At 55.6% G+C, this 19,504-nt stretch carries 23 protein-coding genes; 9 read left to right on the forward strand and 14 right to left on the reverse strand.

What is annotated here, in order from left to right:
* Positions 1–2: 2 nt before the first annotated feature.
* On the forward strand, positions 3–356 hold the full coding sequence (locus tag CLV89_RS04555) for a YbaN family protein (RefSeq protein ID WP_106162459.1): 354 nt from the start codon (positions 3–5) through the stop codon (positions 354–356).
* On the opposite strand, the gene CLV89_RS04560 is transcribed toward CLV89_RS04555, so the two are convergent.
* From CLV89_RS04560 to CLV89_RS04590, 7 genes are all read right to left on the reverse strand, one after another.
* A complete protein-coding gene (locus tag CLV89_RS04560) occupies positions 346–1,245 on the reverse strand; it encodes a ParB/RepB/Spo0J family partition protein (RefSeq protein WP_106162460.1) in 900 nt (299 codons plus the stop codon). The genes CLV89_RS04555 and CLV89_RS04560 overlap by 11 nt on opposite strands.
* Before the next feature lie 18 nt (positions 1,246–1,263).
* The gene (locus CLV89_RS04565; RefSeq protein WP_106162461.1) at positions 1,264–2,076 is read right to left on the reverse strand and encodes a ParA family protein; all 813 of its coding nucleotides are present in this window, start codon (positions 2,074–2,076) and stop codon (positions 1,264–1,266) included.
* Positions 2,069–2,686 (reverse strand): 16S rRNA (guanine(527)-N(7))-methyltransferase RsmG, encoded by a 618-nt coding sequence (gene rsmG, locus CLV89_RS04570; RefSeq protein WP_106162462.1) that lies wholly within the window; start codon positions 2,684–2,686, stop codon positions 2,069–2,071. The genes CLV89_RS04565 and rsmG overlap by 8 nt, the downstream gene beginning before the upstream one ends.
* A complete protein-coding gene (mnmG, locus tag CLV89_RS04575) occupies positions 2,683–4,566 on the reverse strand; it encodes a tRNA uridine-5-carboxymethylaminomethyl(34) synthesis enzyme MnmG (protein WP_207796882.1) in 1,884 nt (627 codons plus the stop codon). Before mnmG ends, rsmG begins: the two co-directional genes overlap by 4 nt.
* Positions 4,567–4,569: 3 nt before the next feature.
* Entirely contained in the window at positions 4,570–5,856 is a 1,287-nt protein-coding gene (mnmE, locus tag CLV89_RS04580) for a tRNA uridine-5-carboxymethylaminomethyl(34) synthesis GTPase MnmE (protein ID WP_106162463.1), read from the reverse strand.
* 29 nt (positions 5,857–5,885) lie between these two features.
* Positions 5,886–7,157, reverse strand: a complete 1,272-nt coding sequence (gene rho, locus CLV89_RS04585; RefSeq protein WP_106162464.1) for a transcription termination factor Rho — start codon at positions 7,155–7,157, stop codon at positions 5,886–5,888.
* A gap of 129 nt (positions 7,158–7,286) precedes the next feature.
* The gene (locus CLV89_RS04590; RefSeq protein WP_106162465.1) at positions 7,287–7,742 is read right to left on the reverse strand and encodes a CopD family protein; all 456 of its coding nucleotides are present in this window, start codon (positions 7,740–7,742) and stop codon (positions 7,287–7,289) included.
* Positions 7,743–8,159: 417 nt separating this feature from the next.
* Between CLV89_RS04590 and CLV89_RS04595 the strand changes: the two genes are divergently transcribed.
* From CLV89_RS04595 to dnaQ, 4 genes are read left to right on the forward strand one after another with little or no spacing between them, the layout of a single operon-like run.
* Positions 8,160–8,759, forward strand: coding sequence for a Maf family protein (locus tag CLV89_RS04595; RefSeq protein WP_106162466.1), 600 nt, complete (start codon positions 8,160–8,162; stop codon positions 8,757–8,759).
* Positions 8,756–9,589 (forward strand): shikimate dehydrogenase, encoded by an 834-nt coding sequence (locus tag CLV89_RS04600; RefSeq protein ID WP_106162467.1) that lies wholly within the window; start codon positions 8,756–8,758, stop codon positions 9,587–9,589. The genes CLV89_RS04595 and CLV89_RS04600 overlap by 4 nt, the downstream gene beginning before the upstream one ends.
* Entirely contained in the window at positions 9,586–10,179 is a 594-nt protein-coding gene (gene coaE / locus CLV89_RS04605) for a dephospho-CoA kinase (protein ID WP_106162468.1), read from the forward strand. Before CLV89_RS04600 ends, coaE begins: the two co-directional genes overlap by 4 nt.
* Positions 10,172–10,903, forward strand: coding sequence for a DNA polymerase III subunit epsilon (gene dnaQ, locus CLV89_RS04610; RefSeq protein WP_106162469.1), 732 nt, complete (start codon positions 10,172–10,174; stop codon positions 10,901–10,903). The genes coaE and dnaQ overlap by 8 nt, the downstream gene beginning before the upstream one ends.
* Before the next feature lie 62 nt (positions 10,904–10,965).
* On the opposite strand, the gene secB is transcribed toward dnaQ, so the two are convergent.
* Positions 10,966–11,457, reverse strand: coding sequence for a protein-export chaperone SecB (gene secB, locus CLV89_RS04615; protein ID WP_106162470.1), 492 nt, complete (start codon positions 11,455–11,457; stop codon positions 10,966–10,968).
* Between the two features lie 64 nt (positions 11,458–11,521).
* Complete coding sequence (locus tag CLV89_RS04620) at positions 11,522–12,019, reverse strand: FxsA family protein (RefSeq protein ID WP_106162471.1); 498 nt, start codon at positions 12,017–12,019, stop codon at positions 11,522–11,524.
* Positions 12,020–12,133: 114 nt separating this feature from the next.
* On the opposite strand from CLV89_RS04620, the gene CLV89_RS04625 reads away from it, so the two are divergent.
* Genes CLV89_RS04625 through CLV89_RS04635 form a run of 3 tightly spaced genes read left to right on the forward strand, consistent with a single transcriptional unit; the run spans position 12,134 to position 14,447 of the window.
* Positions 12,134–12,790 (forward strand): Tim44/TimA family putative adaptor protein, encoded by a 657-nt coding sequence (locus tag CLV89_RS04625; RefSeq protein WP_106162472.1) that lies wholly within the window; start codon positions 12,134–12,136, stop codon positions 12,788–12,790.
* Positions 12,787–13,845 carry a murein transglycosylase A gene (gene mltA, locus CLV89_RS04630; protein ID WP_106162473.1) on the forward strand — a complete coding sequence of 353 codons (1,059 nt, stop codon included), beginning with the start codon at positions 12,787–12,789 and terminating at the stop codon, positions 13,843–13,845. The genes CLV89_RS04625 and mltA overlap by 4 nt, the downstream gene beginning before the upstream one ends.
* Entirely contained in the window at positions 13,845–14,447 is a 603-nt protein-coding gene (locus CLV89_RS04635; protein WP_106162474.1) for a Smr/MutS family protein, read from the forward strand. Before mltA ends, CLV89_RS04635 begins: the two co-directional genes overlap by 1 nt.
* A 3-nt stretch (positions 14,448–14,450) precedes the next feature.
* On the opposite strand, the gene CLV89_RS04640 is transcribed toward CLV89_RS04635, so the two are convergent.
* The 4 genes from CLV89_RS04640 to hslV all read right to left on the reverse strand — a co-directional run bounded on the left by CLV89_RS04640 (position 14,451) and on the right by hslV (position 18,583).
* Positions 14,451–15,572: an alpha/beta hydrolase gene (locus CLV89_RS04640; protein WP_106162475.1), complete on the reverse strand. Its 1,122-nt coding sequence runs from the start codon at positions 15,570–15,572 to the stop codon at positions 14,451–14,453.
* 75 nt (positions 15,573–15,647) lie between these two features.
* Positions 15,648–16,958 carry an ATP-dependent protease ATPase subunit HslU gene (gene hslU, locus CLV89_RS04645; RefSeq protein WP_106162476.1) on the reverse strand — a complete coding sequence of 437 codons (1,311 nt, stop codon included), beginning with the start codon at positions 16,956–16,958 and terminating at the stop codon, positions 15,648–15,650.
* Between the two features lie 15 nt (positions 16,959–16,973).
* Entirely contained in the window at positions 16,974–18,029 is a 1,056-nt protein-coding gene (locus CLV89_RS04650; protein WP_106162477.1) for a hypothetical protein, read from the reverse strand.
* A complete protein-coding gene (gene hslV, locus CLV89_RS04655) occupies positions 18,026–18,583 on the reverse strand; it encodes an ATP-dependent protease subunit HslV (protein ID WP_106162478.1) in 558 nt (185 codons plus the stop codon). Before hslV ends, CLV89_RS04650 begins: the two co-directional genes overlap by 4 nt.
* A gap of 235 nt (positions 18,584–18,818) precedes the next feature.
* Here hslV and CLV89_RS04660 point away from each other — a divergent pair, with 235 nt between their 5' ends.
* Positions 18,819–19,013 (forward strand): DUF1127 domain-containing protein, encoded by a 195-nt coding sequence (locus tag CLV89_RS04660; protein WP_106162479.1) that lies wholly within the window; start codon positions 18,819–18,821, stop codon positions 19,011–19,013.
* A gap of 142 nt (positions 19,014–19,155) precedes the next feature.
* On the opposite strand, the gene trxA is transcribed toward CLV89_RS04660, so the two are convergent.
* Positions 19,156–19,476 carry a thioredoxin gene (trxA, locus tag CLV89_RS04665; protein WP_106162480.1) on the reverse strand — a complete coding sequence of 107 codons (321 nt, stop codon included), beginning with the start codon at positions 19,474–19,476 and terminating at the stop codon, positions 19,156–19,158.
* Positions 19,477–19,504 lie beyond the last annotated feature (28 nt).

Raw genomic sequence — 19,504 nt, forward strand, 5'->3', positions numbered from 1 at the left:
AAATGAAAGCTATTTACCTCTGCCTTGGTCTTCTCAGCCTCCTTCTGGCAGTGGTGGGCGTTGCGCTTCCTCTCCTGCCGACGGTGCCTTTCCTGCTTCTCGCTACCTTCTTCTTCGCAAGATCATCGGAACGACTACATGTATGGCTTACCAGCCATGGGACCTTTGGACCGATGATTCAGGACTGGCATCAATATGGTGCCATCCGTCCAAGAGCAAAAAAGGCGGCAACCTTATCAGTTGCCGCCGTTCTTTGCATTTCGCTATTACTTGAACTATCTTTTCATATCATAGCGATACAGGCGATCACGCTTTGTGCGGTGATGATTTTCATTTGGACCCGGCCTAACGGCTAAGACGATTGCACAAGTCATCCAGCTGATCCAAAGTTTCGTAGGATATCGTCACAGCACCGGCCTCGCCACCTGGTTTGTGATCGATTGATACCTTCATTCGGATCATCGCAGACAAATCAGCCTCCAATGCACGTGTATCGGCATCTTTCTCCGCCTGAGTTTTCGGCTTCTTTGTAGCAGGACTACCGGAGATACCGGCCGCGTCCTTCTTAACCAACGACTCGGTTGCACGAACCGAAAGCCCACCTTTTACGATCTTCTTAGCGAGCTCTGATGCATTGTCTGACGTGATCAATGCTCGCGCATGCCCCGCAGACAATTTTCGATCTAGGACAAGACCTTGAACATCCTCAGGTAGATGGAGCAGCCGCACCAAATTCGCGATATGGCTTCGGCTCTTCCCAAGCGCCTCTGCCATCTTTTCTTGCGTATGCCCAAATTTATCCATCAATTGCTTATAGCTCTGAGCTTCCTCGAGAGCATTAAGATCGGAACGTTGAATGTTCTCGATGATCGCAACTTCAAACATCTCGACGTCAGAATAGTCGCGAATGAGGACAGGAACTTCATGCAGCTGCGCGGCCTGCGCAGCGCGCCACCGACGTTCCCCTGCCACGATCTCGTACATTCCGCCATCGCGTGGGCGCACGATCAAAGGCTGGAGAACACCCTTTTCCTTGATAGACGCGGTAAGATCGTCGAGGTCTTCCTGCAAAAACTGGCGACGCGGCTGATCAGGGTTTGCCTGAACTTTCTCAATCGGGACAAGAATTTCAGCATTGCGTGGCGTCCGTACACCATCTGTGCTGACAGGTTCCGCGTTCACGTCAGCCATCAATGCAGAGAGGCCACGCCCCAGGCCGCGCGGTTTGGGTTTCTTATCTGCCATTCTGTGCCCCTTCTATTCTTATTCGGCCGCAATTTTTTGATGTTTAGATATAATTTCATCCGCCAATTGACGATAAGCCTTAGCACCCAACGATGCGGAGTCGTAGTTCAACACCGGCATGGCATATGAAGGCGCTTCGCTAACACGCACATTACGCGGTATCTTGGTTCTAAACACCAAATCACCAAGGTTATCACGCGCGTCCTGCTCCACCTGTTGAGAAAGGTTGTTGCGACGATCGTACATTGTCAACACAACTCCCTCGATCCTCAAACTTGGATTTGCAGCATGACGAACTTCGCGAATAGTCAACATCAGCTGCGAGAGCCCTTCGAGCGCGAAAAATTCACTTTGCAGTGGAATCAAAACAGAATCCGCCGCCACCATCGCGTTAACGGTCAATAGATTGAGAGAAGGCGGACAATCAATCAGGATATAGTCCCAGTCATAATCCGTCATCGCGGGCTGACGAAGCGCGTCATGAAGGAGATAGCTACGCTTTTCGTTGGAGAACAGTTCAATATCAGCGGAACTCAAATCCACGGTCGCTGGTATGATACACAGGTCCTCTAGGTCAGTTTGTCGAATAACTGCAGAAAGTTCGACTTCATCCACCAACAGATCGTACGTCGTGTGTTCCCGATCTTCAGCCTCGATTCCCAGGCCAGTAGACGCGTTCCCCTGCGGATCCAGATCAACGAGGAGCACTCTCATACCCTCTTCGACCATGGCCGCGGCGAGGTTAATCGCTGTAGTTGTCTTTCCTACCCCACCCTTCTGATTTGCGATGGCAATAATGCGGGGCGTTCCCGAACGGGACATGTCAGACACGCGCTACTCCCTTGATCTTGAGAATGACAGCCTCAGGCTCAGTAAGACTTGTAATCTCTTCGCACTCAAATCGCCATCTTTTGCGCGCGTTATCCACCTCTTTTTTCCAGTTGGCACCCTTTGGGAACACTGCAGTTCCAGACTGGGCAAGATGGTGCTCCGAGAACGACAGGAGGTCACTCAGATCAGCGAGCGCACGTGCGGAAAGAACATCAGCCTGAATGCCCTCAACCGCCTCTATCCGCTGCGACTTGACAGATACCTTCACGCAACATTCTCTCGCAACATTCCGCAGGAAAGCACATTTGCGCTGATCACTTTCAATCAAAGTGACTTTCATGTCAGGCGCTTTCTCTGCAGCGAGAATAGCGATGATAATCCCAGGAAGGCCTCCGCCGCTTCCAATATCGAGCCAGCTCGTGCCCAATGTTGGAACTCCAAACACCTGAACGCTATCAAGAATGTGGCGCGTCCACAGATCACCCAAGCTGTTTTTGGAAACCAGATTTATCTTTGGATTCCACTTTTCAAGAGTTTCTGCGAATATCTGTAGACGCTCGCATGTTTCACGTGAAACATCATATTTCGATTGAATAACATCAACACTCATGCGGACTTCGCCCGCACACGCGCTTGTCGCTTTAAGTTTCCCAAAATTAGCGCCAAAGCGGCTGGAGTAATGCCATCAATTCGGGCTGCTTGGGAAAGGTTTTCAGGACGGGAACGACTGAGCTTCTGCCGAAGTTCATGCGAAAGCCCTTCAATCTCATAGCTAAAGCTTGCAGGAATACAATGTTCCTCGTCCTTCTTCAGCGCCGCGACTTCTTTCTCCTGACGTTCAATATAGTTGACATAAAGCGAATCTCGAACAATTTGACTTCGAATTTCTGCTTCTGTTGTCGCCAACTCAGGAAAGAGTGGGAGAATTTCGTCAAACCCAACTTTGGGGAAGGCAAGTACTTCCATACCGTCACGTTTGTTTCCGTCCTGGTTAACTTGTATTCCCGCACCCAACAGTTGGTTCGGTGTCAGCTTTGCAGACGTCAGAACACTTTTGACAGAATTAAGACGTTCCATCTTACTTTCGAAGATACGGCGCCTCTCTGGCGCGACGCAACCTACGGAAATCCCGAGCGACGTGAGACGCTGATCAGCGTTGTCGGCTCGTAGAGATAGCCTGAACTCAGCACGCGACGTAAACATGCGATAAGGCTCGGTAACACCGTTGGTTGTTAAATCATCAATCATAACACCGATGTAGCTAGAGGCGCGACTAAAGATGATTTTGTCACTTTCCAAACATTTCGCTGCGGCATTCAGTCCGGCGACAAGTCCTTGCGCCGCTGCCTCTTCATAGCCTGTAGTTCCATTAATTTGACCAGCAAGATAAAGACCTGTTACTTCTCGAAGCTCCAGTGTCGCTTTCAAGGCTCGTGGATCGACATAATCATATTCGATCGCATACCCGGGTTGCATAATGACGGCGCTTTCCAATCCGACAATGGAATGGACATACTCTTCTTGAACCCGCTCGGGCAAACTCGTCGAGATCCCATTTGGATATACGGCGTGATCAGAAAGTGACTCAGGCTCAAGAAATATCTGATGAGATGACTTATCTGCGAAACGCACAACTTTATCTTCGATCGATGGACAGTACCTTGGTCCAATCCCATCGATGTGCCCGCCATACATTGCGGACAGCTCAAGATTCGTACGAATAATATCGTGGGTTTTTTCGTTTGTGTGCGTAATCCCACAAGATATTTGCTGAGCCGATACGGATCTACTCAAAAAAGAGAATAGAGTAGGATCGTCGTCACCAGGTTGTTGATCAAGGATATCCCAGTTGACGGTCCGGCCATCTAGTCGGGGCGGTGTTCCCGTTTTCAAACGTCCCAACGGTAGATCAAATGACTTCAATCGATCAGCAAGCTTGATTGATGGCTTATCGCCCATGCGACCACCGGATCGAGCGACATCACCGATGTGTATGACCCCGTTCAAAAACGTACCAGACGTAAGTACGACGGCTTTAGCTGTGAGTTCAACGTCATCAGAAAGAACTACGCCGGTGACCTCGTTCTCCCCTTTCATAATGAAGTCAACAACTTCACCTTCGACAATGTCAAGATTTCTCTGTTCTTCGGTGGCCCGAAGCATTTCAGATTTGTATATAGCACGATCAGCTTGGGCGCGCGGTCCTTGCACAGCAGGACCTTTCCGACGATTCAAAAGTCTGAATTGGATACCTGCGAGGTCCGCGACGCGGCCCATTACACCGTCCAACGCATCGATTTCTCTGACGAGATGTCCTTTTCCCAAGCCACCAATTGCAGGATTGCAGGACATGACACCAATACCATCACGGCGGAGCGTTACCATAGCAGTTCGGGCGCCCATTCTTGCTGCAGCATGGGCTGCTTCGGTTCCGGCATGCCCGCCGCCTATGACGATGACATCGTAATGCGGATGTTTCACGTGAAACACTCCCTACTTTCCTAAGCAAAAACTCGAGAATATCTCGTCCAGGAGATTCTCTACATTGATACGACCTACCAACAGTTCAAGAGCCCGTATCGCAGATCTCACATCCTCGGCCAAAATATCATAGAACTCCGGTCCATCGTGGAGGCGTTCCATCGCACGAGCCAAGCTTTCTGATGAACGTCGCAGTGCGTCACGATGGCGCGTACGTGTCGCAATCCCAGTATGAGCTGACCGATCCTTTAACGTCATAGAAACATGTGTCACAAGTTCATCAACCCCTTGCCCTGACTTTCCGGAGATCGCCCCTTCCGAACTTACTCTCACATCAGCCTTCGGCAACAACCGGAGATCGCCGGGTTTAAATTCGACGTCGAGTAGTTCATCGTGTTCTGCGAGAAATATACGTAGATCCGCGGCCTCTGCTCGCTCTTGTGCAAGTTTGATGCCTATTCCTTCTACGTGGTCGTCAGTATCGCGAAGGCCAGCCGTGTCAAGCAGTGTAACCGGAAGGCCCGCCAGGTCCATACGGACCTCGATAACATCACGGGTTGTGCCGGCGTATTCGGAGGTGATTGCCGCATTTCGACCGGCAAGTGCGTTCAGCAGCGTCGATTTTCCTACATTCGGAGCGCCGATGATTGCAACTTCAAAGCCGTCCCGAATTCGCTCCGCTATGGAAACACCGTCAATTTCTCGTTTGAGATCCCGAGCAACGCCATTGAGGAGGTCCGTCACCTCTGGCGTCACATCCACCGGCACCTCTTCATCCGCGAAGTCGATCGTGACTTCAATCAGGGATGCCGCTCGAATGAGGTCAGATCTCCAACGATCAGCGAGTTTCCCTAATCCACCTGACAGTACGATTTGCGCCTGCTTACGCTGTGCTTCGGTCTCTGCATCGATGAGATCTGCGAGACCTTCAACCTGGGTCAAGTCGAGTTTGCCATTGTCCATCGCGCGTCGCGTGAATTCTCCCGGCTCGGCGATACGCGCCAAGCTCGTTTCTTTGATCGCCTGCAAAATCGACGATACGACCGCGCTGCTGCCATGACACTGAAACTCGACCGTATCTTCACCAGTAAAGCTGTCAGGCATTGTAAACGACAACACAAGCGCCTCATCAAGAAGATCGCCATGACTGTCGCTTAAACGCGAAAAAGTCATCCCCCGACTGGGCAATGACTTTCGCGACAGCTTTTCTCCGACGAGGCGTGCCTCTGGTCCAGATACACGGATGACGGCGACACCGGCCTTTCCCTGGGCGGTGGCCAACGCAAAGATCGTATCCATGGGATGGCCTCTCTCTCCACCGACGCTGGTCAGGTATTCATTGAATCAAAGAACTCTGAATTTGTCTTTGTTTGCTTGAGTTTAGAAAGAAGGAACTCGATCGCATCTGTGGTTCCCATCGGATTCAGAATCCGACGCAGGACAAATGTCTTAGCGAGATCCACTTTGTCCACCAGCAGCTCTTCTTTCCTGGTGCCGGATTTGAGAATATCGATCGCCGGGAAGACACGTTTGTCCGCAATTTTACGGTCCAGAACGATCTCAGAGTTACCCGTCCCTTTGAATTCTTCAAAGATAACCTCATCCATACGGCTGCCCGTATCGATCAGCGCGGTGGCGATGATGGTGAGCGAGCCACCTTCTTCGATATTACGCGCAGCACCAAAGAAGCGTTTTGGACGTTGCAGGGCGTTGGCATCCACACCGCCGGTCAGAACCTTACCCGAGGATGGCACAACCGTGTTGAATGCTCTACCAAGTCTTGTGATCGAATCGAGAAGAATTACTACATCTCGTTTGTGCTCAACGAGACGCTTCGCCTTCTCGATGACCATTTCGGATACCGCAACGTGGCGCGTAGCGGGTTCATCAAAGGTCGAGGACACGACCTCCCCTTTCACCGATCGCTGCATGTCAGTGACTTCTTCCGGACGCTCATCGATCAACAGAACAATCAGATAGCACTCAGGATGGTTCTGCTCGATCGAGTGCGCAATATTCTGCAACAGAACGGTTTTACCCGTCCTCGGCGGAGCCACGATGAGCGAACGCTGGCCTTTACCGATCGGAGAAACCAGATCGATCACACGTGCCGAGCGGTCCTTCACAGTGGGGTCTTCGATTTCCATATTCAAACGCTCATCCGGATAGAGCGGTGTCAGGTTATCGAAAGCAATCTTGTGACGCGTTTTCTCGGGCTCTTCGAAGTTGATCTTCGTCACCGTGGTCAGCGCAAAATAGCGCTCGTTCTCCAATGGAGCCTTGATCTGCCCATCCACCGTGTCACCGGTGCGCAAGGAAAACTGGCGGATCATGTCAGGCGAGACGTAGATGTCATCCGGGCCCGGAAGATAGTTCGCTTCGGGCGAACGCAGAAAGCCAAACCCGTCCTGCAGAACCTCGAGAACCCCATCCCCAAAGATATTCCAGCCTTCATCCGCGCGCTCACGCAGGATCTGGAACATCATCTCACCCTTGCGCATGGTGGAAGCGTTTTCGATCTCAAGCTCCTCTGCCATGGTCAACAGCGCTTTGGGGCTTTGGATTTTGAGATCAGAAAGGTTCAGAGATTGCTCGGTCATATGCACACGGCCCTTGTTCCCTCTGCCAACAGAGGGCGTCACAGTATAAAATACGGAAAACGCGGGAATCCCGGACGGGTCCGCTTTCACGCTTGATAGTGGGTCTCTGTGAGCGAGTCAAACGCGGCGTTAGAACTTGAAGATGACCGAGATCACGATGACGACCATCAAGAGCGTGGGAACCTCGTTCATAAGGCGATACTGGCGCCCTGTGAGCTTGTTTTGCCCTTCTCTGAAGTCTTTGTGGCGAAACATCAGCCAGTGATGAAACCAAGTCATCCCAAGCACTGAGATGCCCTTGGTCCAGGGCCAAACGTATGACCAGTCCACCAACCCTGGCGTGAACACCATGAACAGCCCTGCAGCCCATGTGACGACGCTTGCTGGCCCCATGATCACTCTGAGGAGTTTGTCCTCCATGGTGAGGAAGATTGGTTTCACCTCTTCGACCTTCTCTGCCTCCTCCACGTGATAGACGAACAAGCGTGGAAGGTAGAACAACCCTGCCATCCAGCTGATCACGGCCATGATGTGGAGCGACTTCGCGTAAGGATAGAGCGTAAACATCAGATCAGTGAGATCCATGACGTGTCCTCATGCTGAGCGGTCTCGTTGGGCCACCCTATATAAATATATAAGTTTTATAAGGATGATGTTTTTGTAGTGCACCCCGAAAACAGTGGATTATCTAGTTTTCATACCGGTTCTGCACAGCGTGGATAATCTCAGCGCCCTGTTCCTGCCTTGAGGATGAATTTTTGGTTAACGCCATAAAACATGGGGGCGTTAAGGGTTTCTTTACGAAGGTGAAGGTGGGGATAAGGTTGGGAGAAGCTGGGAGTGACCGACTTATCCACTTGTTCAAAGTTATCCCAATACCGGATGGAGGAATCGCGGAGGAATCACCTGAGATTTCGAGGTTTATCCCACCCTTGCGTTGAGGGGGGGAAATCATACAAAACGTCCCTGAATGATCAGACGTTTTCCCATAGGGTTGTCCACATGAATACCCACATCATCTTGGCGTCTCGTTCCGAGATCCGCGCTCAGTTGCTCCGTCAGGCTGGCGTGGACTTTCGCGTAGAGGTCGCGCGCGTTGACGAAGATGCGATAAAGGCAGCGCTGTTGGCCGAGCAGGCTGCACCGCGTGATATCGCGGATACACTGGCCGAAGCCAAAGCACGCAAGATTTCGGGCAAGTGTCCCGGTGACATGGTCCTGGGATGCGATCAGGTGTTGGATTTTGAAGGGCGATTGCTGTCGAAGCCAGAAACCGCCGACGATGCGCTGAAACAACTCCGGGCGATGCGCGGCAAACGTCATATGCTTCTGTCCGCTGCCGTGATTTATAAAGACGGAGAGCCGCTCTGGCGGCACGTAGGTCAGGTGCGACTTGTGATGCGACAGGCGAGTGATGCCTATCTAGAGGGGTACGTCGACCGCAACTGGGACAGTATCAGACATGCGGTGGGCGCGTACAAACTCGAAGAAGAGGGTGTGCGACTGTTTACAACCATTGACGGCAGCTACTTTAATGTCCTGGGGCTACCGATGTTGGAACTCATGAACTATCTGGGACTGCAGGGGATTATCGAACAATGACAGAGCACAAGATCCCGCTCGCTGCTGTGATCGGTTGCCCGATCGCCCACTCCAAATCCCCGCAACTGCATCGACATTGGCTCACGACCAACGAGATTGCGGGACATTATATGCCGATGCATGTGGAGCCAGACGATCTAGAGGCGGTTGTACGCATGATGCCGCGTATGGGCTTTGTCGGGGCAAATGTGACTATTCCTCACAAGGAAGCGATCATGGAGATCGCGGATAAGGTCACGGACCGGGCAAAGTTGATGGGGGCGGCCAATACCCTGATCTTCCGGGACGACGGGTCTATCGTCGCTGACAATACGGATGGATACGGCTTTATCACCAACCTGCATGAGGGCGCACCCGATTGGGATCCTAAGTCCGGACCCGCGACGGTTTTTGGTGCCGGCGGTGCCAGCCGTGCCGTGATTGCCTCGCTGATCGAAGCTGGCGTGCCTGAGATCCGTATCACCAATCGCACGCGCTCGCGCGCCGAGGATTTGGCAGAAACGTTTGGCGCTCGAATAACTGTCATTGATTGGGTTCAGGCAGGCAACATCATCGAGGACGCGGCACTTATCGTGAATACGACGTCGCTCGGGATGATGGGCCAGCGGCCCTTGCGCGTTCCGTTGGACGGGTTGCACGCCGGGATCGTCGTTACCGACCTGGTTTATGCGCCGCTCAAGACCAAATTGTTGCTCGCTGCCGAAGACGCGGGATGCACGGTCGTTGATGGGCTTGGCATGTTGTTGCATCAGGCTGCCCCCGGATTCGAGCGCTGGTTTGGTCAGCGGCCGGAGGTTGGTATGTCTGCGCGTACCGCCGCAACCGGATGACATTTTCGCTAGGATTGACCGGCTCGATCGGAATGGGAAAATCCACGACCGCGACCCTCTTTGCAGAGGCAGGGTGTGCGATCTGGGATGCGGACGCGGCCGTTCATCGACTATATGCCGATGGAGGGGCGGCGGTTGAGCCGATATCTCTTCTGTTTCCGCAAGCCACGCGGGATGGCAGCGTGGATCGATCTGTCCTCAAAGATCTGATATCAAAGGATAAAGATGTCATTTCTCAGCTGGAGACGATCGTTCATCCACTGGTGAAGGCAGATCGAGAGCTATTCAGACAAACCGCGCGAGCCGATATCTTGGTCTTTGACATTCCACTGTTGTTTGAGACGGGGGGCGACGCGGAGATGCACGCGGTGGCCTGTGTTCATGTGGCGCCGGAGGTTCAGCGTGATCGTGTTCTTGCCCGCGGAACAATGACCGAGGACCAGTTTCGGCAGATCCTTGCAAAGCAGCTCCCGATCGCCGAAAAACTGGCACGAAGCGACTACCAGATCGAGACCGATACCCCCGATCATGCCCGGAGCCAGGTGGCAGAGGTGCTTGCAGATATTAGACGGAGAATGGCGCATGCGTGAAATCGTACTCGATACGGAAACCACCGGCTTTGACCCCTTCTCAGGTGATCGCATTGTCGAAATTGGTGCGGTGGAACTGCTCAACCATATGCCTACGGGTGAGACCTTTCATGTCTATATAAACCCGCAGCGCTCCATGCCGCATGAGGCATTTGGTGTGCATGGTATCGGGCCTGATCTTCTCGAACCGCCACAACCGCCCGGCCCCGGACAGGTGATCCTGAAGGATAAGCCCCTGTTTGCCGAGGTTGGTCAGGCATTCTTGGATTTCGTGGGCGAGTCTCAAATGGTGATCCACAACGCCAGCTTCGACATGAAGTTTCTCAATGCAGAACTGGGATGGATGAACCTGCCTCAGCTGCCCATGGAGCAGGCGATCGATACGCTGGCCATGGCGCGAAAGCGCTATCCCGGCTCGCCGGCCACGCTCGATGCGCTTTGCCGGCGTTTCAGCATCGACAACTCCAATCGGACATTGCACGGCGCGCTTCTCGACTCTGAGATCCTTGCGGATGTCTATCTGGAATTGATCGGTGGACGTCAGCCTGATTTTGGCCTGTCGTCAGGATCCTCTGGCGGTCCAAGTGCGGTGGACCTCAATTGGCGCCCGTCACCACGTCCGACCCCCCTGCCCTCACGCCTCACGGCAGAGGAAAAAGTCGCACATGAGGAATTTGTCGCCAAGTTGGGCGAAGATGCGCTCTGGGCTTCGATCTCTGAATAGGAAAGGCGCCGCGACCTCTGGTCGCAGCGCCTGACAAAGCTCACAGATGTGAAGCTTTCCAATCAGTTTGGCGTTTCGCTTGCACCTTCGGTCTGACGACGTGCCAGCTCGTTGCGGTAGATCGCGACGAAGTCGATGTTGTCGAGGTTCAGCGGCGGGAAGCCACCGTCGCGGCTGATGTCGGAAACGATACGGCGCAGGAACGGGAACAGCATCCGCGGGCACTCGATCAACAGGAACGGGTGCAGCTGATCTTCGGGCACACCTGCGATGTTGAAGATGCCGACATATTCCAGCTCCAGAACAAACAGCACTTCACCGCCTGTTTTGTTCTTGGATTCGATGGTCAGCTTGGTGATGACTTCATACTGGTTTTCGGTGCTGCGCTTCTTGGCATCGAGCGCCACCTGAACGTTGACGTCCGGCTGCACTTCGCCACCGACGCCTTTTTGCGCCATCACGTTCTCAAAGGACAGATCGCGAATGAACTGTCCGATAATGTTCATCTGGACTTGCGGTTGCTCCGCGCCCTCGGCTGCGCCATTTTCGGCCATGGAAATCTCCTGAATTTAACGTGTCGCAGCGTGCTTACCAGCTTGGAGAGCCATCCTCAAAGTCTTATTTCGGCCCTTCAACCCAACCTGAGGGATCATTCCGGCGCGGTCGTGGTGTGACCTCTTCATAGTCGCCATCTATGACGTCGCCCCGCGAGTCGGCAGGACGTGGTCGGGCACTGTGGCGTGGGTCTGATCCCATTTGAAATGACGCCACGGTGACCTTGGATCGCAGGTAGGCAAAAGCACGAGTGCGAAATCCGGGAACCAGAAGCAGAAAACCAAATGCATCGGTGAAAAAACCGGGCGTCAGCAACAACGCCCCGGCCAGTAGGATCATCGCGCCATGCGCCAAGGGTTCAGTCGGATCGGAGAGTCTCTCAAATGATCCCCGGAGTTGCCCAAGCGCCAACTGGCCTTGAGTGCGCACGAGCCATGTCCCAAGAACAGCCGTCAATATGACGATGCCGAGGGTCGGCCACAGCCCAATCAGGCCACCGACCTGTATGAACAGGGCGATTTCAATAATCGGCACTAGCAAAAAAGCCAGAAAAAGGGGCATGATAGGCGTCCTCTCTTTAGGGCAGAACGGTGGACTTGGTCCCGCCTGTCACCTACATAAGAGCAGAACACGTCGGTTTCAAACCGACAGGTCCTATTGGACGATGAGGTATGAATGGAGTCGCCCTTGGTAGAGCTTTTGGTCCTGGCTGGCATCGCGGTTTTTCTGATCCTGCGCCTGAAGAGCGTTCTGGGTACGCGCGAGGGGTTTGAAAAGCCTCCTCTGGCGGGCAGTGAAGCGCGATCGCCGCAACGCAAGTTTGAAGTTATCGAGGGAAGCCCTGATGACGACATTATTGCCTACGTCGATGAAGGCAGCCCGCAGGCGCAGGCTCTCGCCGAAATGAAGCGTGTGGACCCCTCGTTCCACGTGGCCGAGTTTGTGCAAGGCGCGCGCGGTGCCTATGAGATGATCTTGATGGGCTTCGAAACCGGTGAACTCGACGGGATTCAGCCCTTCATCTCCGATGAGATTTTCCAGAGCTTTGTTGATGCCGTGTCGGCCCGTGAAGATCAGGGGCTGACCATTGAGGCTGAGTTCATCGGGGTTCGCGAAACCACCATCGCCGACGTCAACTTTGATGCGGCAACCACGACAGCAGAAGTAACGGTTCGATTTGTTGGTGAGCTGACCTCCGCAGTGCGGAACCGTGCTGGTGAAATTGTCGAGGGTGATCCAAAGGCTGTTAAACGCCAGAAGGACAACTGGACATTCTCGCGCAAGATGGGCGCGGATGATCCGAACTGGTTGCTGGTGGCAACGGACGCATGACGGGGACGCTTCGGCGGGGACTGGGCGCGGCATTTCTGGCTGCGACCCTCTGTTCCGGCGCCGGAGCGCAGCCCGAAACAGGTCCGTCTCTGCGGATAATGGAATTCAGCGAACTTTTAGACTGGGACCTCGACAATCATGTCGAGGCCCTTCGTGTTTTCAGGGAAACCTGTATGGATATGGAAGGCGCGGACTGGCAATCACTCTGCGCCTTGGCTCAAAATGCCGATGACAGCGGCGCGCGCGCGTTCTTTGAGCTGTTCTTCCGTCCGGTGCTGATCGAAGATGGCAAGGATGGTCTGTTTACCGGTTACTTTGAACCCGAGCTCAACGGCTCCCGCCACCGTACAAATCGCTATCGCTATCCTGTCTACCGTATGCCGCCAGAAGCACGCGCGACATCGCTTTGGCTCTCACGACGTGACATCCTCAGCACCGACGTACTGAAGGGACGCGGGCTGGAAATCGCCTGGGTCGAAGATCCCGTTGAGCTGTTCTTTTTGCAAATCCAAGGGTCTGGACGCATTCGTCTGCAAGATGGTTCAACCATTCGCGTGGGGTATGGCGGTGCAAATGGGCATCCTTACCGGTCGATCGGGCAAGAGCTTGTTCGGCGTGGCATCTATAGCCTGCATCAGGTCAGCGCTGGTGTCATTCGCAATTGGGTGCGGCGCAACCCCGAGCCTGGCGCGGAGCTGTTGATGCACAATCCCTCCTATGTCTTTTTCCGTGAGGTCAATCGCGTTGCTGCAAACAGGGGGCCTCTGGGTGCGATGAACAGGTCCATCACCCCCATGCGGTCGATCGCGGTGGACCCGGCCTATACCCCGCTCGGTGCGCCGGTCTGGATCGAAAAAAACGGTCAGTCCAAGATGCGGCGGTTGATGATCGCACAGGATACCGGATCAGCCATCAAGGGCGCGCAACGGGCCGATATCTTCTTTGGTGCGGGCGATGAGGCCGGGCGCAAGGCTGGCCAGTTGAAGGACCCCGGACGTCTGATGGTTCTGATGCCGATACAGCGCGCCTATGCCATGTTGCCGGATGATCTGTGATGACGCGGCGCAAACTGACAGATGAAGAAATCGACCTCTGGCAGAAGGTTGTGAAGCACGCAGAGCGTCTTCAGTCAGATCGTGAGAAAATGGGCGGAGACCATGCGGATCCCCCTGCCCCGCGACCCAAGCCAAAACCGCACCGCACACCAAACGCTGCCTTGCCGCATTTTGAAGTGGGCAGCCATGCGCGCGGGAAAATGCCGACTCATGACCTCAAACCCTCTCCCGGGCGCAAGCTGGCAGGAGATCCCGTGCGTATGGATGAAAAAGCCTTTCGCCGAATGAAACGGGGCAAGCTGAAACCGGAAGGAAAGCTCGATCTGCACGGTATGCGGATGGAGTCTGCACACGGGGCGCTGAACCGCTTTATCCTATCGGCGCAGGCCTCCAACAAGCGGCTGGTCTTGGTCATTACAGGTAAGGGCAAGGATCGCGACGCGCCTGGACCGATGCCTGTCCCGCGCGGTATTCTGCGCCACCAGGTTCCACAATGGCTGTCGCTTCCCCCGTTGGCGCAAGCGGTCCTGCAAGTGACCCCCGCGCACGTCAGTCATGGTGGTGAAGGTGCGTACTATGTTTATTTGCGGCGTATCCGCTAGGCCTTAACGCGCCTCGCGCCGTCGCTGACGTTCGACCATCAGTTTTCCATGTTCACTTACAATCGTCTGGGACTGTGGCAGGATCTGTTCAAGCAGACTGGGATCGACCGGACCAAAAACCCGGCTTATGTCGCCTGCGGATTTCAGGACTGCCAACAGGCTTGGTGATGTGGCCGCAACAAAGTGACCCGAAGCCGCGTCTGCGTTAAAGGCGGTGAGGTCAATGACTTCGATTGGCCAGCTTTGCAAACGATCCGCGGACTTTATGTTGCCAAGCCGCTCTCCCTGGCTGGTACCGCGGAGCCGACCAGAAATATTCAGAATGCGATCCTTTTCCGAGACCATGAGTGCAAAGGGCTGCGGTACGACCTTCAGATCAGCCATCTGGCTTTCAAACAGATCCACGTCCAGATCAGGTGATATCAGCATGACGCCGCCGTTCAGCGTGCGTGCCGCCCAGCCGGGACGACGCATGTCCGCCTGTCGCAGCATCTCCATGGCAAGTGCGGTGCCCATCGAGTGCGCAACCAGAATGATACGCTGCGCGCCGGCTGCTTTCACCCTGCGTATCGTTTCCTCCAGACCATCGCGCGCGAAGAGCATGCTGTCGAGATCGTAGGCGTAGCCAAAGGCTCGGCCGCGACTGGGCCAGGAATACATCACCAGAGACCCGGGCAGATCGACATCATAGGCCATCTGCGCGGCTCTATATGCGGTTTCTGGATGGGTACTGTTGTAGCCATGTACAAAGATCGTCACTTCGCGCAGCGGCCAGTTATTCTCACGCTGTTCGCGAAGGAACCGCTGACGCAAGTCTGCGACTGACGCGACCGAAACATTCTCTGCAATGGTGAAATTCTTGTGGGGATCGGGGTTCTTGTGGCGATATGAGAGTTCACCGGGCGAGTGGCTGGGAGGGATGGTGACGGTCATTTCCATCATCCGCAATTGGTCGGATCGGCCAAACCCTAATGTTCCGTCTGGTTCCTCTTCCCGGGTCGTGGTTGCAAACACCGTGAAGGGCGTACCGATACTGACGGCGTTGGGAACGATCGGCATCAAATCGCGATCAGCGCAGGCCGCCAGCACAATTGCCGCGCAAAAAGCCAGCACTGTTCTCTTCATTATATGACCCTTCACACCGGATAACGACCTTGCCCGAACATATCTCGGGCAAGGTAGCGAAGTTGGCGCAAAGATCTAGAGAACGTAGCGGCTGAGATCGGCAGACTTGGTGAGTTCGCCGAGATTTTTGTGAACAAAGGCCTCATCTACGACGATTTCCTCGCCACCGCGGTCCGGCGCGGCAAAGGAGATTTCCTCGAACACCCGCTCCATTACCGTGTAGAGACGCCGCGCGCCGATGTTCTCGACGCTGTGGTTCACCTCGGCCGCGATCTGCGCCAGCGCGTGAATGCCGTCCTTGGTGAAGGTGACCTTGACCTTCTCGGTGCCCAGAAGCGCTTCGTATTGACGGGTCAGCGCATTGTCGGTCTCGGTCAGGATGCGGACAAAGTCTTCTTCACTCAGTGCGCGCAGGTTGACCCGGATCGGCAGGCGACCCTGCAGTTCCGGCAGCAAATCCGAGGGCTTGGCGATGTGGAAGGCACCGGAGGCAATGAACAGGATATGGTCGGTCTTCACGGGGCCATGTTTGGTGCTAACGGTGGTGCCTTCGATCAGTGGCAGCAAGTCGCGCTGCACACCCTCGCGGCTGACATCGCCGCCACGTGCATCGGTGCGGGCACAAACTTTGTCGATCTCGTCAAGAAACACGATGCCGTTCTGCTCCACCGATTCCAATGCGGCCTTGGTCACCGTCTCGTCATCCAGCAGCTTGTCGGCTTCTTCGCCGATCAGGATGTCATAGCTTTCGGCGACGGTCAGTTTCTTCTTCGTGGTGCGCCCGCCCATGGCTTTGCCGAACAGATCACCGAGATTCATCATCCCCATGTTGCCGCCGGGCTGTCCGGGCACTTCGAACATGCCGCCCATCGGGTTTGAGGTATCGGTGATGTCCAGCTCGATCACCGTGTCATCGAGTTCGCCGGATTTCAGCTTCTTGCGGAACATGTCGAGCGTGCTCTCGCGGGCGTCTTCACCGGCGATGGCATGCAGAACGCGGTCCTCGGCGGCCTTGTGCGCCTTGGATTTCACATCTTCACGCATGTGCTCGCGGGTCTGGACGATGGCTGTGTCCACCAGATCGCGCAGGATCTGCTCCACGTCGCGACCAACGTAGCCCACTTCGGTGAACTTGGTGGCCTCGATCTTGATGAAGGGGGCGCGGGCCAGTTTGGCCAGACGGCGCGAGATCTCGGTTTTGCCGACCCCGGTGGGGCCGATCATCAGGATGTTCTTGGGGTGCACCTCGTCGCGCAGGTCATCTGGCAGCTGCTTACGCCGCCAGCGGTTGCGGAGGGCCACGGCCACGGCGCGCTTGGCGTCCTTCTGGCCGATGATGAACCGGTCGAGTTCGGAAACGATTTCGCGGGGGGTCAGATCAGTCATGTCTATCCCTTGAGGTCAGTGAGAGGGCGGCAGCCGGTGAAGGGGCAGCACGCCGGAAAGGAGCGAAAGCAGCGCGGCTCGGATCCTCGCCCAAAAGGCGCCAAGGACCACCAGAACCACGCCAAGCGCCAGGATGCTGATCCCGGTGCCCTCGCTGTCGAAGACGGTTGTGCTGAGCGCCACGATATAGCCGATGGCGGTGATCAGGAACGACCGGCGATCAATCACGATCGCGATGAGCGCAAAGATCCCAAGCACCAGCGCCAGGATCAGGCCCTGGTCGCCTTCGAGCAGCGACAGCGCGATGGTGTTCACCAGCGCCGGTGCCGCCACCACATGCAGCCAGAAGCCTTGTGCGGAACGGCGGGTCACCCGATGCGGATCGCTGAGGTCAAAGGCCATGGCAATGGCAAAGACCAGAAGCCCCACCACAAGCGTGACCCAGGCGAAGGGGCCATTGGCGCTGAGGCGGAACAGGTCACCCAGTTCGGTGGGCACGCCAGATTGATCTGCCGCGACAATCAGCGCCACAGCAAAAAGGCCAAGCGCGATCAGCGCCATGGAAAAGGGCACCCGGAACCGCCACCAGAAGACAAAGAGCGCCAGCGTCGACAAGCTCAAGGCCATTGGCAGCGAGGAATAATCCTCCTGCGCGATCATGAAAGGCTGGGCATATTGGGCGATGAAGCCTGTGGCGGCATTGCCCGCAAACATCACCGACAGTGCGATGGCAGGCGCCACCATACGACGGCGGCGGATGAAATACTCCGCAAGCCCCCAGAGCAGCACAGCCCCGATCAGCGCCGCGGTTGTGGCCTGCGCCCGATAGTTGACGATCTCGGTCAGCATGGAGGCGGTGTTCACCGCAACCCAGCCCATGGCGAGGATCACCAGGCCAACAACAATGAAGATCTCGTTGAAGCCTTTGAACAGTTCAAACGGTTCATCACCGGGCGACAGGTCCTCGCGCGCGCCACGACGGCTGTCCGCCAGCGCTGTGAGGGAAACCGCCTGCGCCTCGGACAACAGCCCGGAGCCGACAGCCGCCCTGAGATCGTCGCGCGAGATCATTTGGAGATGCTCTCTACCGTGAGATTGCCATTGGTGTAGACGCAGATTTCCGAGGCGATCGCCATTGCGTCCCGTGCCACGGTTTCGGCATTGCGGTCGCTGTCCATCATGCCGCGGGCGGCCGCCAGTGCGAAATTGCCGCCAGAGCCGATCGCCGCGACGTCATGTTCTGGCTCCAGCACATCGCCGGCGCCGGTGATCACGTAGAGATCCTTGCCGTCAGTGACGATCAGCATCGCTTCCAGCTTTTGCAGGTACTTATCGGTGCGCCAGTCCTTGGCCAGCTCGACACTGGCGCGCTGCAGTTGACCCGGCGTGGCTTCGAGCTTGGCCTCGAGCCGTTCCAGCAAGGTAAACGCATCGGCGGTGGACCCGGCAAACCCCGCCACCACGTCATAGCCGCCCGGCGACAGACGACGCACCTTGCGGGCGCTGCCCTTGATCACGGTCTGTCCCAGCGATACCTGACCGTCCCCGGCCACAACTACCTCGCCGCCCTTGCGGACGCCGATGATGGTGGTGCCGTGCCAGCCGGGAAATTGATCCTCTGCCATAAAAGCCTCCGTTTCTTTGCTGACCTATATGGAAGTATCACTGCCCCGGCACAAGGGCGGCGCTCTGCTGGGACAGTGCGCGGCGGATATCGCAACTGTTTACAAACTGCTTAATTGCTATGCGCCCAGTGCATCCCGGGGCTGAGGAATGGGCAATTGTGAGACTCACTGCACGATCGTACATGAGCATCAACAACCGACAAGGGGTCGGCTGGATCTATCAAGGAACACGATCATGGCAAACGCAAGCAACGTTATTGCACCGGCCGGCTCTGTCGCAGTTCTGCGCGCAGTCGACTTCTTCTTCAACCTGCGCACCAAACTGGCCGACTGGAACGAAGCCCGCATCACCCGCAAGGCTCTGTCCTCCCTGACCGACGCGCAGCTTGAAGACATCGGCCTGACCCGCGCCGAAATCCAAGCGATCTAAACCCAGATGACATATCCGGTGAAGTGAGAGCCGTCCTGACGCAGGGCGGCTTTTCCTTTGTGCGGGGCTGGCGAGCCGATCAGCCATGAAAAAAGGCGCCTCCCGCGGGACGCGCCTTTTTCTATTTCAGTGATCGGTTGAGTCAGATGGACTCGTCGATCCAGCTCTTCAGCGCGGCTTTCGGGGCAGCGCCGGCGCGGTTGGAGACCACCTGGCCGTCTTTGAAGACGAAGAGCGCGGGAATGCCACGCACACCCATGGCGGCGGCAGCGTTCGGGTTGCTGTCGACGTCGACCTTGGCGATCTTGATCTTGCCATCATATTCGGCGGCCAGCTCTTCTAGAGCGGGGCCGATCTGCTTGCAGGGGCCGCACCATTCGGCCCAGAAGTCCACCACTACGGGGACATCGGAATTCTTGACTTCGGCGTCGAAAGTCGCGTCGGTGACGGCTACGGTGGACATTGGGATGTCTCCTGAGAAGTTTGGCAAC

The sequence above is a fragment of the Tritonibacter scottomollicae genome (assembly GCF_003003215.1).
Lineage (GTDB): Bacteria > Pseudomonadota > Alphaproteobacteria > Rhodobacterales > Rhodobacteraceae > Epibacterium > Epibacterium scottomollicae.

Bases quoted from the DNA above. Each gene is read 5' to 3' on its own strand.
- CLV89_RS04555 (WP_106162459.1), top strand. From the start codon at position 3: ATGAAAGCTATTTACCTCTGCCTTGGTCTTCTCAGCCTCCTTCTGGCA.
- CLV89_RS04560 (WP_106162460.1), bottom strand. From the start codon at position 1,245: ATGGCAGATAAGAAACCCAAACCGCGCGGCCTGGGGCGTGGCCTCTCT.
- rsmG (WP_106162462.1), bottom strand. From the start codon at position 2,686: ATGAGTGTTGATGTTATTCAATCGAAATATGATGTTTCACGTGAAACA.
- mnmE (WP_106162463.1), bottom strand. From the start codon at position 5,856: ATGGATACGATCTTTGCGTTGGCCACCGCCCAGGGAAAGGCCGGTGTC.
- rho (WP_106162464.1), bottom strand. From the start codon at position 7,157: ATGACCGAGCAATCTCTGAACCTTTCTGATCTCAAAATCCAAAGCCCC.
- CLV89_RS04590 (WP_106162465.1), bottom strand. From the start codon at position 7,742: ATGGATCTCACTGATCTGATGTTTACGCTCTATCCTTACGCGAAGTCG.
- CLV89_RS04595 (WP_106162466.1), top strand. From the start codon at position 8,160: ATGAATACCCACATCATCTTGGCGTCTCGTTCCGAGATCCGCGCTCAG.
- CLV89_RS04600 (WP_106162467.1), top strand. From the start codon at position 8,756: ATGACAGAGCACAAGATCCCGCTCGCTGCTGTGATCGGTTGCCCGATC.
- coaE (WP_106162468.1), top strand. From the start codon at position 9,586: ATGACATTTTCGCTAGGATTGACCGGCTCGATCGGAATGGGAAAATCC.
- dnaQ (WP_106162469.1), top strand. From the start codon at position 10,172: ATGCGTGAAATCGTACTCGATACGGAAACCACCGGCTTTGACCCCTTC.
- secB (WP_106162470.1), bottom strand. From the start codon at position 11,457: ATGGCCGAAAATGGCGCAGCCGAGGGCGCGGAGCAACCGCAAGTCCAG.
- CLV89_RS04620 (WP_106162471.1), bottom strand. From the start codon at position 12,019: ATGCCCCTTTTTCTGGCTTTTTTGCTAGTGCCGATTATTGAAATCGCC.
- CLV89_RS04625 (WP_106162472.1), top strand. From the start codon at position 12,134: ATGGAGTCGCCCTTGGTAGAGCTTTTGGTCCTGGCTGGCATCGCGGTT.
- mltA (WP_106162473.1), top strand. From the start codon at position 12,787: ATGACGGGGACGCTTCGGCGGGGACTGGGCGCGGCATTTCTGGCTGCG.
- CLV89_RS04635 (WP_106162474.1), top strand. From the start codon at position 13,845: ATGACGCGGCGCAAACTGACAGATGAAGAAATCGACCTCTGGCAGAAG.
- CLV89_RS04640 (WP_106162475.1), bottom strand. From the start codon at position 15,572: ATGAAGAGAACAGTGCTGGCTTTTTGCGCGGCAATTGTGCTGGCGGCC.
- hslU (WP_106162476.1), bottom strand. From the start codon at position 16,958: ATGACTGATCTGACCCCCCGCGAAATCGTTTCCGAACTCGACCGGTTC.
- CLV89_RS04650 (WP_106162477.1), bottom strand. From the start codon at position 18,029: ATGATCTCGCGCGACGATCTCAGGGCGGCTGTCGGCTCCGGGCTGTTG.
- hslV (WP_106162478.1), bottom strand. From the start codon at position 18,583: ATGGCAGAGGATCAATTTCCCGGCTGGCACGGCACCACCATCATCGGC.
- CLV89_RS04660 (WP_106162479.1), top strand. From the start codon at position 18,819: ATGGCAAACGCAAGCAACGTTATTGCACCGGCCGGCTCTGTCGCAGTT.
- trxA (WP_106162480.1), bottom strand. From the start codon at position 19,476: ATGTCCACCGTAGCCGTCACCGACGCGACTTTCGACGCCGAAGTCAAG.